The following is a 14,975-nucleotide window of genomic DNA, read 5'->3' as shown; positions in this document are numbered from 1 at the left end:
CCAGCTGTGTCTCCTGCATCGCGAGCAAGCTCGGCTCCCACAGAATCTCATTCCAATTCAGGTTCAGATCATCAACCAGGGCGATAACCGAACAGATTTATCGCCTTGCCTTCATCCCGGCTCTTCCGCAAAATTAACCATCTGGTACATTTTGCTGAAACCGCATCCTTCGATCCCTGAATGCGGCATCTAATAAGAGCCGATCGCCATGACTTTCATTCGTAAACCGTCCATTCTCGCCGGCCTCATCGGTTCGGGTATCCAGGCCTCGCGCACCCCGGCGCTGCATGAGCACGAAGGCGATGCCCAAGGCATCCGCTATCTGTATCGACTGCTCGACCTCGATGCGCTCAAACTCGACATCACCGCCCTGCCCGACTTGATCACCAGCGCTCAGCGCATGGGTTATACCGGGCTGAACATTACCTTTCCCTGCAAACAGGCGGTTATCCCGCTACTGGATGACCTCTCGCCTGAGGCCCGGGGTATCGGCGCGGTGAACACGGTGCTGTTCAAGGATGGTCAGCGGATCGGCCACAACACCGACTGCCTGGGTTTCGCCGAAGGTTTCCGTCGCGGCCTCAATGACGTGCCCCGCCAGCGCGTGGTGCAGATGGGTGCCGGTGGCGCGGGCGCCGCAGTGGCCCATGCCTTGCTGGCCGAAGGCGTCGAACAACTGAGTATTTTCGAAGTGGACCCGGCAAGAGCCCAGGGCCTGGTGGATAACCTGAACAGCCACTTCGGCGCGAACCGGGCGTTGGTCGGTCGGGATTTGCGTGAAGCCATGGCCGCTGCCGATGGCCTGGTCAACACCACCCCGGTCGGCATGACCAAACTGCCTGGTACACCGCTACCTCCCGAGCTGTTGCATAAGGCCCTGTGGGTCGCAGAAATTATCTATTTCCCGCTTGAAACCGAACTGCTCAAACACGCCCGCGCCCTGGGTTGCCGCACGCTGGACGGAGGCACCATGGCGGTGTTTCAGGCGGTGAAGGCTTTTGAATTGTTCAGCGGCCAGACTGCAAATGCCGAGCGGATGCAGGATCACTTTGCGAGCATGGGTGATTGATCACCCAGATCAACTAGCACCTGTAGGAGCTCACGAGCACCGCGAGGCAGCGATGGCGGAGTGTCAGGCAAACCGCCATCGCTGCCTCGCGGTGCTCGTGAGCGCCTACAGTAAATGGGTCGGTGGACAGTAAAAGCTTACGGCCGCAAGTATCGACTCACCGAATCACACAGCATCGCCTTGTGCCGCTGTTTGATCTCATCGTTGACCAATTCGATCTGGAAGATCTCGGAAAAGGTGTGGCGGTTCGAGATCCGGTAGAAACAGAACGAGCTGATCATCAGATGCAGATCAATAGCGTTCACGCCTTGGCGAAACACTCCTAGCGCTTCGCCGCGACGCAAAATATTGTCGAGAATGCTGACAATGTTCTGGCTCAACTGGCGGATGGTCGGTGACTGTTTGACGTTCTCGCCGTTGTGGATGTTCTCGATACACACGATCCGCACGAAGTCGACGTTACGGTCGTGGTGATCGAAGGTGAACTCCACCAGCCGCTCAATGGCATGCATGGGCTCCAGCGCATCCAGATTGAGTCCGCTTTCCGTGCGGCGAATGTCGCCATAAAGCCTTTCCAGCACCTCGGCGTACAACTGCTCCTTGCTGTTGAAGTAGTAATAAATCATCCGCTTGGAGGTTTTTGTACGCTCGGCGATAGCGTCGACACGCGCGCCGGACAAACCCTGGGCGACGAACTCGGCAATGGCTGCCTGGAGGATGTCATCCCGGGTTTTTTCCGGATTATTCTTGCGCCCTGTCGCCGTTGTTCTAACCGGGGCGATCACGGCACTTTCATCAATAGTTGTCATTTCAGCGGCATACCACGGTCGGATCGGGGCGGTGCTATGTTTCTCATAGTCCTGATGCCGCCCTCGAGGCTCAAAATGACTGCGCTACATGGATCAGAGCCGGGCCTGACGAGCGGCTCCGCTGCGTGTCTTGGCCATGGCTGCCAGACGTACTGCAACGTTGGCGGCGCCGTAACCCACATAGCCATTCTTGCGCTGCAGGATCTCGAAGAAAAAGCGATCGTCGAACGGCTCGGTGTACACGTGAAACAGCTCGCCGCCCTGGGCATCGCGGTCATAAAGCACGTTGTAATAAGCCAGTTCGCTGAGGAATTCGTCATCGAAATCAAAGCGCGCGGCCAGATCGTCGTAGTAATTGAGCGGGATGTCCAGCAGCTTCAAGCCAGCCTCTTTGGCGCGGCTGACTTCGGCAAAGATATCCTCGCAGGCAAAAGCGATGTGGTGCACGCCTGAGCCTCGATAACTGGACAGTGCGTGAGAGATTGCCGTGTTGCGATTTTCCGAAATATTCAGCGGCAAACGCACTGTGCTGCAACGGCTGCGCAACGCCCGGCTTTTCACCAGACCATAAGGGTCGGGCAGAACGACTTCGTCGTCGGCTTCGAAATCCAGCAGACTTTTATAGAACAGCACCCAACTGTCCAGGCTGTCGGCGGGCAGCGCCATGGCCATGTGATCGATGCGCTGCAGGCCGCCACCGGCCTGGGCGTTCGGGTTAACCATGAAGTCGATGTCGTAGATCGATTCACCCGGCACAGCAGGCTCGACCAGGTAAATCAGGCTGCCATCCGGCGCGCGTACCGATGGCACTTCCCGCTCGTTAGGCCCGACCAGCCCGCGATACGGCTGACCTTTGAACGCCTGGGCACGCTCCAGCGCTGCCGAACCGTTCTCGACACGCAAGGCAGTGGCGCAAAGCGAAGGACCGTGGGCCTCAAAAAAACTGTGAGCAAATGAATAAGGTTCGGCGTTGAGCACGATCTTGATATCGCCCTGCCCCATCAGGCTGACCGCTTTGGACCGGTGCTGGCCAAGCCTGGCGAAACCGAGATTACTCAGCCAACCGGCAAGGCGCGCGCCCTGAGCGTCGTCCACCGCAAACTCGAGAAACTCGACGCCGTTGTAAGTGCTGGCAGGTGGCGGGCTGAACAACAGGTCCTTGGCAACGGGTTCATTCTGCTGCTCAAGCAACAGCCGGGTTTTCTCTTCCAGATAAAGCAACGAACGCAAGCCATCGGCAGCATTGGAACGCGGCGGCGCGGCACGGAAGCCGTCATTGAAGATTTCCAGCGACAGCGGCCCGGTGTAACCCGTTTTCAGAATCGGTGCGAGGAAGCCCGGCAGATCGAACTCTCCCTGGCCGGGGAAGCAGCGGAAGTGACGGCTCCACTCCATGACGTCCATGGCCAGAATCGGCGCGTCGGCCATTTGCACAAAGAAGATCTTGTCGCCGGGGATCTGCGCAATCGCGCTCGGATCGCCCTTTAGGGACAAGGTGTGGAAACTGTCGAGCAACACGCCCAAGGCGGGATGATCGACCTGTTTCACCAGATTCCAGACTTGTTGCCAGGTATTGACGTGCCGGCCCCAGGCCAGCGCTTCGTAGCCCACTCGCAACTGACGGGCACCCGCACGCTCGGCCAGCATCGCCAGGTCATCACGCAGGATATGTTCGTCACCCAGAGAGTCGGCGGCGCTGTTGCTGCAGACCAGCACCAGATCGGTGCCCAGTTCCTGCATCAAATCGAACTTGCGTTCGGCGCGGTCCAGGTTGCGGGGCAAGCGGTCGCGGCGGCAGCCCTCGAAGTCCCGGAAAGGCTGGAACAAGGTAATGGCAATGCCCAGATCGGCGCAGATCTGCCGCACATGGCGGGGACTGCCATCGTAGTAAAGGAGGTCATTTTCGAAAATCTCGACACCGTCAAAGCCGGCAGCGGCGATGGCTTCGAGTTTTTCCGGCAGGGTTCCGCTCAAGGAAACGGTGGCAATCGAACGTTGCATGTTTGACTCCTGTGAGATCGCGACCTCTGCGGATCGCATTTCAAATGCCCCCCGAACGCAGGGACGGCAAAAGTACGGACGGGGGGTAACTGAATTATTCTCCCGGCCAACGGCCATCGCAATTCATAATGTACCAGACAGTTAGTTTAATGTTCGATAATCGCCCAAAAGCAGATTTGTCTGATTGACGCTTTTGTCGGCCGTGCTCAACATCAGCAGCACATTGTCGAACAAGGCCAACCGCCTGAAGTTGATAACACCCTTGCAAGCACACCATAACAATTTCAAAAACAGGGTCACGCACATGCCTTCATATATTGATTCCCCCCGCTTCCGTCCCGGTCCTGTTGGCTACTCAGCCCTGGCTCGCAAGCCGATAAATACCTCTCTATCGCCCGCATTGATAGAAACGCGTATCGGATCGGCTTCAGCCTGATTAAAATCCAGCGCCCACGAAATTAGCTCCTGCGGCGTAACCGTCGTTGTAGAGCACTGCGGCCCTCTTCGGCCACGATTCGAGACGCTTTCACAGATTGGCTTTTATAGCCTGATTCAGGGCCACTTGCCTGAATCCTGGAACGGACGGCTTAACCATGATTCACACACACTCTGCCGCCAAGACGGCTAACGTCGCTCATCCGCATGCCAGTATGGGCGAGAAAATCCGCGGTGCCATGGCCGTCGGTAAAGTTCGCTGGGGTATGCTCGCGCTGGTATTTTTTGCGACCACCCTGAACTACATCGACCGCGCCGCCCTAGGTGTCATGCAGCCCATCCTGGCTAAGGAAATGGGCTGGACGGCGATGGATTACGCCAACATCAACTTCTGGTTCCAGGTGGGTTACGCCGCAGGCTTCCTCCTGCAAGGTCGCTTCATCGACAGGGTCGGCGTGAAACGCGCCTTCTTCCTCGCCGTACTGTTGTGGAGTTTCGCCACCGGCGCCCATGGTCTGGCCACTTCGGCCACAGGCTTCATGATCTGCCGGTTCATTCTTGGCCTGACAGAAGCGGCCAACTACCCGGCGTGCGTCAAGACCACCCGGCTGTGGTTCCCCGCAGGTGAACGGGCCATTGCCACCGGCATTTTCAATGCCGGGACCAACGTCGGTGCAATGCTCACCCCTGCGCTGCTGCCGTTCATTCTGACCATCTGGGGCTGGCAAGCCGCGTTCGTCAGCATGGGCTTGCTCGGCCTGTTCTGGGTCGTGACCTGGCGCCTCAAGTACTACAACCCCGAAGAGCATCCGAGCGTCAGCCAGACCGAACTGGATTACATCAATCAGAACCCTGAACCCGAGCCGGTCAAAGTGCCCTTCTCGCACATCCTGAAAATGCGCGGCACCTGGGCCTTCGCCATTGCCTACTCGCTGACAGCGCCTGTGTTCTGGTTCTACTTGTACTGGCTGCCGCCGTTTCTCAATCAGCAATACAACCTGGGTATCAGCGTGACCCAGATGGGCATCCCGTTGATCCTGATCTGGCTGACCGCTGACTTCGGCAGCATAGGCGGCGGCATTCTCTCGTCATGGCTGATCGGCCGAGGCATGCGCGCCACAACCGCCCGTTTGCTGTCGATGCTGATATTTGCGATCACCATCTGCAGCGTGATTTTTGCCGCCAACGCCAGTGGACTCTGGGTCGCAGTATTAGCGATCTCCCTCGCCGTGGGTGCGCATCAGGCCTGGACTGCCAATATCTGGAGTCTGGTGATGGACTACACGCCTAAACATCTGATGAGTACCGTGTTCGGCTTCGGCGGCATGTGCGCTGCAATCGGCGGGATGTTCATGACCCAGATCGTGGGCGCCGTTCTGACCGCGACCAACAACAATTACAGCGTGCTGTTCACCATGATCCCGGCGATGTACTTCATTGCCCTGACCTGGATGTACTTCATGGCCCCACGCAAGGTGGAAACGCTCAAGGACTGATTCACGCTGCGCATCCATCAGGCCGCTTCCTCGCAAGCGGCCTTTTTTTGACTTGCGGAAACATCCGACAAAACTTTCCCTCAGACAAAACTGACAAAAGAACTGGAAATGATCACGCAGGATCAGTGAAGCTTGGCGCCCGCTTAAACACCAGCACTCTGCAAGCGGCCCGAAGCGACACGCGCGAACGGATTCCAGGAGCAACCATGCCGGCGATACGCTGGACCAGTCTGACTTTACTCACCCTCGGCTATTGCATTGCCCTGAGCTTTGGCGACCTCAGCCTGCCAGCAGCGGTGACCTTCGGGCTGCTGGTAATGGCAGGCATCTGCGTGACGCAATTCAGCCAGCGGACGATCGTGTGCTTCGGTCACGGGTTGTTCATCGCCCTCGCCTTCGGGTTGGCGATTCACTGGCTGCCCGGCTTCTTCAGTGAGCGGGTCATCGCGGCTCAACGCCTTTCCCCCGAAGCAGCACCCTTCTCGATGTACTTCTATCTGGACAAACCACTGATCGGCTTCTGGATCGTGCTGGCCTGTCCGTGGCTGCTACCGGCGATAGCTGCAAGGCGAGCATTGAAAACCGCAGTGCTGACCTTGCTAGGTACAAGCTCGGTCTGCATGACACTGGCAGTCATGCTGGGCGTCACCGGCTGGTCGCCAAAATGGCCAGCGCAAGGCGTGCTATGGCTGTTGAACAATCTGTTACTGGTCACCCTCACTGAAGAGCTGTTCTTTCGCGCCTATCTACAGGGCGGTTTTCAGCGCCTGCTGCAACGCTTCCCTTACGGGCCAACGCTGGCGCTTTTTGCAGCATCCGCGCTGTTCGGCCTGGCCCATCTGGGAAGCGGATGGCAATGGGCGCTTCTCGCAGGGATCGCCGGAACAGGCTATGGCCTTGCCTATCGCTTTGGCGGACTACAGGCAGCAGTGGCGACACATTTCGGGCTCAATTTGCTGCATTTCAGCCTCTTCACATATCCGGTTTTTAACCGCTAAATCAGTCATTGGCGTCCGTGACTTGTGGGTCATTTGGCAAAAACGCTCAATAAATGAGTATTTTTGTCGATAACGTCACAAAGCCCCAGCGGATCGGACAGCTCATGCGTAATAACCAGCCCATCACTCAACGCGAACGGACATTCCCAGCACAACAGCGTTTGATTTCAACCACAGACGCCCGCGGCGTGATCACCTACTGCAACGACGCCTTCGTTGAAATCAGTGGTTTCTCTCGGGAAGAACTGCTCAACGCGCCCCACAACACCGTTCGCCACCCAGACGTACCGTCAGCGGTTTTCGAACATATGTGGAGCACGCTCAAGCAAGGCCTGCCGTGGATGGGCATCGTCAAAAACCGCAGCAAGAATGGCGATCATTACTGGGTTAACGCCTATGTCACGCCAATGTTCGAGAACCAGAAAGTCGTGGGTTTCGAATCAGTACGGGTTAAACCGACTGCTGAGCAGATCAGGCGGGCCGAAGCCCTTTACGGCCGCCTGAACAATGGAAAATCAGCCATTCCAGGTCGTGACAAATGGCTGCCGGTATTACAGGACTGGCTGCCATTCATCCTCGTCAGTCAGCTCAGCTTCCTGATCGGCGTATGGCTCAACACCAGCTGGGGCTTCGCCTTGGCTGCCGGTTTGTCGGTGCCGCTGGGCCTACTGGGCCTGTCCTGGCAGCAACGTGGCATCAAGCGACTGCTGCGCCTGGCCGAGCAGACCACTTCTGATCCGCTGATCGCGCAGATGTACACCGACAGCCGCGGCCCGCAGGCCCGTCTGGAAATGTCGATTCTCAGTCAGGAAGCACGTTTGAAAACCTGCCTGACGCGTCTGCAGGACACCGCCGAACAACTGACCGGTCAGGCGCGCCAGTCCAACAGCCTGGCCAACTCCAGCTCCAGTGGTCTGGAACGCCAGCGCGTCGAGACCGAGCAAGTTGCCACCGCTATCAATCAGATGGCCGCTACCACCCAGGAAGTCGCCAGCCACGTGCAGCGCACGGCCGATGCCACTCAGCAAGCCAACCAGCTCACAAGTCGCGGCCGCGACATCGCCGGGGAAACCCGCGAAGCCATTCAACGGCTGTCGCGGGCCGTTGGCGAAACCGGCCTGACGGTCACCCAACTGGCTCAGGACAGCAATGAAATCGGCGGCGTGGTCGATGTGATCAAAGGCATCGCCGACCAGACCAACCTGCTGGCCCTCAACGCGGCCATAGAAGCAGCACGCGCCGGGGAAATGGGTCGCGGCTTCGCCGTCGTCGCGGACGAGGTTCGCCAACTGGCGCAGCGCACTGCCGAGTCCACCGGGCAGATCCACGGTCTGATCGCCAAGCTGCAAAGCACGGCAAACGCCGCCGTGCAGACCATGAACACCGGCCATCGTCAGGCGGAAGAAGGGGTCGCCAAAGTGCTGGAAGCCGATGAAGCGCTGGTCGGCATCAGCGAAGCCGTCGCCAACATCACCGACATGACCACCCAGATCGCCGCGGCTACCGAAGAGCAAAGCTCGGTCGCCGAAGAGATCAGCCGCAACATCGCCACCATCGCGCACCTTGCCGACCAGACCTCCGGCGAAGCGCAACGCTCGGCCATCCTCAGCGGCGAACTGACTGACACCGCCAACTCTCAGTACTCACTGGTGGAACGCTTCAACCGCTGATTATTGAGCGTTATCAAAAAACCCCGACAGACATGTTCTGTCGGGGTTTTTTATTGGCTATTGAAGCGTAAAGCGATCCCCCAGGACTACACAATTAATGAAGTAGATTGTAGGCAACTTCTGAAAGTAAATAGATAGGGTGTGTTTGGTTGATTTTTGGTGTGCGTGGCGTTGACAGGCAGAGCGGGTTCCGATTAGTTGATTTTCAGAGTTCACCTCACATAGATAACTACTGCCTAAGTGGATATTTTTTAGGGGTGGGTTCTGAGTATTTTAATTAATTGATGGTTACGCTGAATTAGAGGCGTTATCTGGAGAGTAAAAGAAATGAGCAAACACATTACCAAAAGCGGACTTCCAGTCCCGTTCGTACCCGCCGCCGATCCCGTTGACGGACTGCTACGGGTAAGTACTTTAAACAACCCTATTGATGTTGAGTTCCGCCTCTGGGAATTTATGTACCCAGGTTATTACGTACAGCTGATGCTAAATGGTGAGTTGGTCGGCGCAATCTGGACCATGTCCGATAGCGACACCTCAGGGGATATTATTTCGATGGTTCTCGATCCCGAACATTTGCTGAATGACGGTATTTACAGGTTGGGACTTAGGGCCACCAACAATGAAAATGGCGTGAGTAGTGATTCTGCAACCACCTCGCTGATCGTTGATCGAACCTCCCCAGGCGCTGCTCTGCTGGCGCCTGCCATGTTCGCAAGCGTCAGCTTTGGGGACTTCCTGAATGCAAAAATCCCAAGCCACGCAGGCATGGAACCCGGCGACTTGATCCAGACGGTCTGCAACGGGATTCAAGGTCCAACCTACCGCGTTCAACCGGAAAACCTCACAACCAGCCCCATCGAAATTTCCTTCACTCAGGAGTTTCTTGAAGGCCTGTTCAGTGACCGGGTAAATATTACTTACCACGTAACCGACCGTGCGGGTAACCGCTCGATTCTTGCGCAGTCAGTTGAGATCACAATGCAGCGCTAACATCGCAGCCACTCATTTGAATAGCAAAACAAAAATCCTGTACGCGTTTGCGTGCGGGATTTTTATTATATGCATGCGGGAAAAATCCGCGCACATGTTTGCACTTCACAAAATAAAACTATTCTTCACCACACCGAATGGTATGAGCCATTTATCGGAAGCGTCTGACTTGACCTCGCAAACACGACATCTTCTAATACACCCAACACAAGCCATGGACGCAACGCGACAAGTTAAACAACACATTTAAAATCTATCTGTCATTCAGGACGAAAAGATGAACGAAGAGTTCACACCCGACGCACCCACCAATATAAAATCCATCGTCGACCAAGCCAGCGAACAGCCCTCACCGCTTAACCAAGAGCATGCCCCGGAATTAACGCTTGTCACTATTAACCCACTGCCAGAAGGCGCGGACTCCACTGTGTCAGTACAGCACCCCGACTTGAATATATCCCGCTATTTGAAGGCACCCAGGCTGGCGAACGTCAAGCCCAACACCGTCAGCTATGAACAGGCCAACGCCGGGGTCCACATCAATATTCCCGGCTCTGAGAAAATGCGCCTCGGCGATACACTGGTATTTTATTGGGGTCAGAACAAGTCCTCGACCCTGATTCGCCTACGCGACATCAGCAAGGACAGTACGGTACGAGTTCTGTGTGTCAGCTACGACCTGATCGCACAGGCGCAGTATGGTCTGGTGGATGTTTACTATGAGGTGCATCGCGGCGAGTATCTGATCGGTACTTCTCCTGCGATACGTGTCACGGTCAATCGTGATCCAGCGCCTGCCAGGCAAAGACCTCAACGGGGTAATGGCACGAGTAGCCCGGCAGTCAATGCCTGACAGTCCATAAAAGTAAAAACCCCCGACGATTGCTCGCCGGGGGTCATTCACCTCTGTGATTTTTTTTGCAGGCTCAAGCCCTGTTTAGGCAGCCCTCAGGTGGATCAAAAAGCGAACTTCAACCCCACATTCGCGCCCCATGGCTGCTCGACCTGCTTGCCTTTCATGTAATCGAAATTGGCATGCAGTTGCAGACGCTCCGACAAGGACACCGAAACCCCGGCCCCCACTTCAGCTCGAGAGCCGAACAGATCATTGTCGAAACGGGTGGAGTTGACCTTGACCTCGTTATCACGTGAGAACTCCTGAGCCGCTGCCAGTCGCAGATAGGGACGCACCACGCCGCCATCCTTGAGGGCAATGCTGCGCCCTGCCGATGCTCCGACCTTGGCCAATACCGATTGAGTCTGGTTATTGCGTGCCTGCATACCGTTATCCAGCGCATAGCTGTCACCTTTCACCCAAACGCTGGAAAATTGCGCATAGGGTTCGAGGAAATACCCATCGGCAAAGCGGATGTTTCTGCCGAACTCCAGCGATCCACCAAGACCGGTGCTCTCATAATTCCCCTTGGCTTTCGCACCATTGCTCATGGCGACTTTGGATTCATTGCGAAACCGGTTGAGTTTGAGAATCGCGTCCAGGTAATAACCGTCGTCCAGCAGCCAGGTACCGTAACCGCCCACGTAGTAACTGCCGATCTTGCCGCTGGTACCTTGCCCGATTGCCAGATCGTTTTTGCTGTAACCGGCCATCAAGCCCAATGACAACTGCCCGACACTCACCGACAGCGGTGCATCAGCTCCTAATGTAAGGCCGCTCTGATTATTTCGATAATCAACCCCATCACCGGTGCTGGCATTGAATCGGCTGCCATAGGCCCGCATCCAGCCGCCACCCTGTTCATGGCCACGCACCTCGCCTATGCGGCTACGCAACGTGTTCAACTCACTGTTCCAGATGTTCGGAGCCGCATTGAACAGCGCTAGCACACTTTGGGTCGACGGGCTGATGTCCCGGCCCGAGCCAACGATGAACCAGTCATCGCCTTGCTGCTCCAGCTCATAGGAATAAACGCCCAGATCCGCACGCCCGCCCAAAAGACTGAACTGCGCATCGCCCCCGTCGGTGTCCACCAGTAGTAACCGCTGCATGTCGGGGTCGACCACCTCAACGCCTGTATTTTTCACGCGTAAACCGTGATTACCGCTCGCCCGGCCCTCGACCCGCAACAAGTCGCCTTGGCGTTCATCCAGATTTACCCGCATGTCAAAGGTCCCGCGACCGGAGAGGTCGCCCAGGGTCAGCGTCTTGTACGCGCCCTCGCCGAAACTCACCCGCCCGCCCCTCATCGCCAGCGAATTCACCTCATTGCTATCCGCCAGCGTCCAGCTCGCCCCGGAGTTGATCGCCAACTTATCGCTGTTGATTATGTTGCCGGTCAGTTGGGCGTTGCGTTGCAGGGTAACGTTCAGGGTGCTGGTGGTGTCGGCAACGAGGTTGCCGTTGAGGGTGCTGTTGTCGATGATTAAATTTACAGTGCTCAGATTATCGGCTTCCAGCAAGTTGCCATTACCTGACAGCAACGTGGATCTATTTTGAATGGTGATATCGGCAATCGCGCCATCGCTGCCTGCCTCCCCCGGACCAACACTGATGGCCGGGCCTTCGACGCCCTCCACAACGGAGCTGTCAATGACTATCGTACTCAGATGTTGAAGTGGAATGGCTGAGGAATCCAAGGCAAGCGCCACATTTATTCCGTTGTACTGACCGCGTACATGACTGTTTTCGGACACCGACAAGGTTGCCCCCACAACATTGATACCAAGGCCTCTGTTCTCCGCCGACTCAGCACCGTAGACGCGGCTGTCAGCAATTTTTAAAGAGCGGTTTACACCTAAATTTATCGCCTTGCCTAACCCTGATAAATCACTGGAGCGCACGATTGCCTCGGAGCCACTACCACCCAAGCGCAATGCATATCCTGTCTCATTACGAATGACCGATCGTTCAATAGTCGCCTCACCGTGATCAACCCTGATCCCTCCATTCACTACGCCATCACTTACATTGATAGCCGACTCCATAACCAATACCGAATTGACTACGCCGCCATTAATTATATTGAGAACCCCCCCCTTAGTAACATGATACGAATCGACCGGGGCAGAAGCGTCAACCGTCTTTACAACACCCTCTACCGGAACCACTTGTGTCAATTCACCCCCGATAAAAAAGCCCTGCTCATTAGCAGTTATATGTTGCTCTTGAGGCAAATTCGAGTGGCTCGCCCAAGCATCCATACCAGGCGCCGCTCCAATAAAACAAGCGACTGCGATACGCCCCACACCAGTTTGCAAATAACGCATTTCGTGCGACACAAATTCGTCTCCCTATTTGACAGAAGACGCATTCTTCTCGACTTAATCACGGGACTACTACCTGACGCTAGCAGAGAATAGTAGGAAAACTCCTAGAACAATGAGCTTATTTCCTACATACACAGGGATCTTGTAGGAAACTTCTGAAAATCCCAGAAAGGTAAGATTTATCTACCACCTTCGGTTGACGTCCTGAGAAAAAAACGATTACTTCCGCCCTAACTTGAAATCAAGCAACGACACAAAGGTCGCTGTGAATTTTCCAGGTTATTACTTCAGAGGTGCACGCTATAAGCGGACCTCTATACGAATCGTAAATAATATCAAAAAAGGAATTAAACAATGAAAGCTACACCGAGAAAACCTCTCATTGTCCCGCAGTATCGAAAAGAAAAACAGGAAACAGTTGTTCACGAGAAGCCAGATGTACCGGTCGCCTTCCATGACGACGACACACCAGGCCTGCTGCCGATCTCTGCACTGGAACGTCCCGTAACCGTCACACTAAAAGTCTGGCCGGGTGCACGCCCCGGGTATACCTATCAACTAGTCTGGAACAACGTGCCTTACGGCGACGCAGAGTTCATTAGCGAAGATGAGCAACCGGGCGACCCTCTCATGCTACAGATCCCGGTCAGCCTGTTGGATGAAGGTGTCCACATGCTGCAATACCGAACTTACAACCCGTTGAGTGAGGTAGCAAATCGCTCGTTCCCCTATATGGTGGTTATTGATAAAACACCACCAGGCTCCCCGGAGTTGAGCCAGATTCAATTTCCTCCTGAAGTGCAGAACGGCCTCACGGCTGCCGAACTCGCACAACTGGGGGGCAGACTGGAAGCTCATATTGCCGGCTATACCGGCATGGCTAAACACGACCATATTCAGACAATGTGGGGTAACACCCCAGGACCGAGCGCAAACGTCGATGAAGATGACATGGGGCTCAATCAGGTTTCGGTGACATTCACCAAGAGCTTTCTGGAGAGTCTGGGTGAGCAGGAGCAACTGGTCACTTACAAGGTAAATGACCGGGCTGGAAACCTTTCAATTGAGTCGAATCCGGTACCGGTTTTCTTGAGGCTGCAGGAAATTCCATCGGACTATCCCGCCCCAATCATTGACCCGGATCTGGGTAACCTGATTGACCATGCAGAGGCTCTGGTTGGTGTAACGGTAGACATTCCTCACTACGACAATGCGAATGCACTGGATCAGATTCGACTTTTCTGGGGAGAGAGCAACCCTATGCTCCCCGTGTCCTTACCGCCGGGCAATGAAGACGAAGATATTGTTCTTTCTCTGCGCGTGCCGTTTGAAACCATCAATGCGCTACCTCCCGGAGAGGTGAAGGTCTCTTATGAGGTATCCCGACAAAATGAAGTCGTCGGCACCTCGCTCATCAGCACTGTCGATGTGTTCCTGACGCTTCCTGTGACGAGTCCTCTGACAGCCCTGACGGTACAAGGAACCAGTATTGAGAATCCAAATACCACGGATAACTTTATTGACGAGGATGATTACGAACTGAATGGGCGTGGCATCGTGGCCTGGAACCGGGACTTCCAGGTTAGCGATGATCTGAATCTTTATTGGGGTGATCAACAAAAACTTCAGTGGTATCAGATTAAAGCTACCGATGTAAGTGCGGAGAAGGATCTGATGATCCCGATTGACAACGGAATTCTGAAACTTCAAGGCACGGGCGCTGAAATTCCGGTGTATTTCACTCTGGTGCGAAACGGTAACCCCAACCCTGCGAAAGCTCCGATACAGTCAGTAGTTGTTCGATCCAGAGAAGAGTTACCTGGAGGTCCAGACGGACTGGAGGGGCCTCAATTCAAGCTTAACTCCGGAGGCTACATCGCTCCTGTACTGAATCCAAATGGCGCCGACTTGCTGATAGTACCTTATATCAACATTGCCAAAGATCAGAAAGTAACATTGACTTTCAAAGGCTTTGACGATGACAACACCCCCATTGAAGCGTCGAATTATACGGCTGCACGGGAGCTGGATGAGTTTGACATCGTTGATGGCTACACATTCACCGTGCCATATCGAAATTTAAGAATGATCTGCACCGGATTCGCAGAGGTGAGTATCAAAGTTGAGCCACCACCAGGCAGTAACCAAAGTGCCGTGAACTCTACTGTGACGCGCGCACCTGTTCATATGCTGGACTCAGCCGAGCTGACTTGTACATTTCGATAAACATAGACACAGCGGGCCAAAGGGCCCGCTGCATCCTGCAGGTATAACTAGGA

At 55.3% G+C, this 14,975-nt stretch carries 10 protein-coding genes; 7 read left to right on the top strand and 3 right to left on the bottom strand.

Annotated features, from left to right (window positions below):
* The first annotated feature begins 208 nt into the window (after positions 1–208).
* Positions 209–1,069, top strand: a complete 861-nt coding sequence (locus K3169_RS10990) for a shikimate dehydrogenase (protein ID WP_411567032.1) — start codon at positions 209–211, stop codon at positions 1,067–1,069.
* A 137-nt stretch (positions 1,070–1,206) separates the two neighbouring features.
* Here K3169_RS10990 and K3169_RS10985 read toward each other — a convergent pair whose 3' ends face one another.
* Together K3169_RS10985 and quiC are read right to left on the bottom strand one after the other, a co-directional pair.
* Complete coding sequence (locus K3169_RS10985) at positions 1,207–1,878, bottom strand: TetR/AcrR family transcriptional regulator (protein WP_263271421.1); 672 nt, start codon at positions 1,876–1,878, stop codon at positions 1,207–1,209.
* Between the two features lie 93 nt (positions 1,879–1,971).
* The gene (quiC, locus tag K3169_RS10980; RefSeq protein ID WP_027902112.1) at positions 1,972–3,879 is read right to left on the bottom strand and encodes a 3-dehydroshikimate dehydratase QuiC; all 1,908 of its coding nucleotides are present in this window, start codon (positions 3,877–3,879) and stop codon (positions 1,972–1,974) included.
* Between the two features lie 593 nt (positions 3,880–4,472).
* Here quiC and K3169_RS10975 point away from each other — a divergent pair.
* From K3169_RS10975 to K3169_RS10955, 5 genes are all read left to right on the top strand, one after another.
* Positions 4,473–5,810 (top strand): MFS transporter, encoded by a 1,338-nt coding sequence (locus K3169_RS10975; RefSeq protein ID WP_099269815.1) that lies wholly within the window; start codon positions 4,473–4,475, stop codon positions 5,808–5,810.
* 206 nt (positions 5,811–6,016) lie between these two features.
* Positions 6,017–6,808, top strand: coding sequence for a CPBP family intramembrane glutamic endopeptidase (locus K3169_RS10970; RefSeq protein ID WP_263271420.1), 792 nt, complete (start codon positions 6,017–6,019; stop codon positions 6,806–6,808).
* A 104-nt stretch (positions 6,809–6,912) separates the two neighbouring features.
* The gene (locus tag K3169_RS10965; RefSeq protein WP_099269880.1) at positions 6,913–8,478 is read left to right on the top strand and encodes a methyl-accepting chemotaxis protein; all 1,566 of its coding nucleotides are present in this window, start codon (positions 6,913–6,915) and stop codon (positions 8,476–8,478) included.
* 327 nt (positions 8,479–8,805) lie between these two features.
* Entirely contained in the window at positions 8,806–9,471 is a 666-nt protein-coding gene (locus tag K3169_RS10960) for a hypothetical protein (RefSeq protein ID WP_263271419.1), read from the top strand.
* Between the two features lie 277 nt (positions 9,472–9,748).
* Complete coding sequence (locus K3169_RS10955; protein WP_231677489.1) at positions 9,749–10,324, top strand: hypothetical protein; 576 nt, start codon at positions 9,749–9,751, stop codon at positions 10,322–10,324.
* A gap of 104 nt (positions 10,325–10,428) precedes the next feature.
* On the opposite strand, the gene K3169_RS10950 is transcribed toward K3169_RS10955, so the two are convergent.
* Positions 10,429–12,696 carry an autotransporter outer membrane beta-barrel domain-containing protein gene (locus K3169_RS10950; RefSeq protein ID WP_263272259.1) on the bottom strand — a complete coding sequence of 756 codons (2,268 nt, stop codon included), beginning with the start codon at positions 12,694–12,696 and terminating at the stop codon, positions 10,429–10,431.
* 354 nt (positions 12,697–13,050) lie between these two features.
* Between K3169_RS10950 and K3169_RS10945 the strand changes: the two genes are divergently transcribed.
* Complete coding sequence (locus K3169_RS10945; RefSeq protein WP_231677490.1) at positions 13,051–14,922, top strand: hypothetical protein; 1,872 nt, start codon at positions 13,051–13,053, stop codon at positions 14,920–14,922.
* Positions 14,923–14,975: the final 53 nt, after the last annotated feature.

Source organism: Pseudomonas phytophila, from assembly GCF_025643095.1.
Taxonomy (GTDB): domain Bacteria; phylum Pseudomonadota; class Gammaproteobacteria; order Pseudomonadales; family Pseudomonadaceae; genus Aquipseudomonas; species Aquipseudomonas quasicaspiana.
The sequence above is the reverse complement of the archived record's forward strand: the minus strand, read 5'-3'. Positions and strand labels throughout refer to the sequence as shown.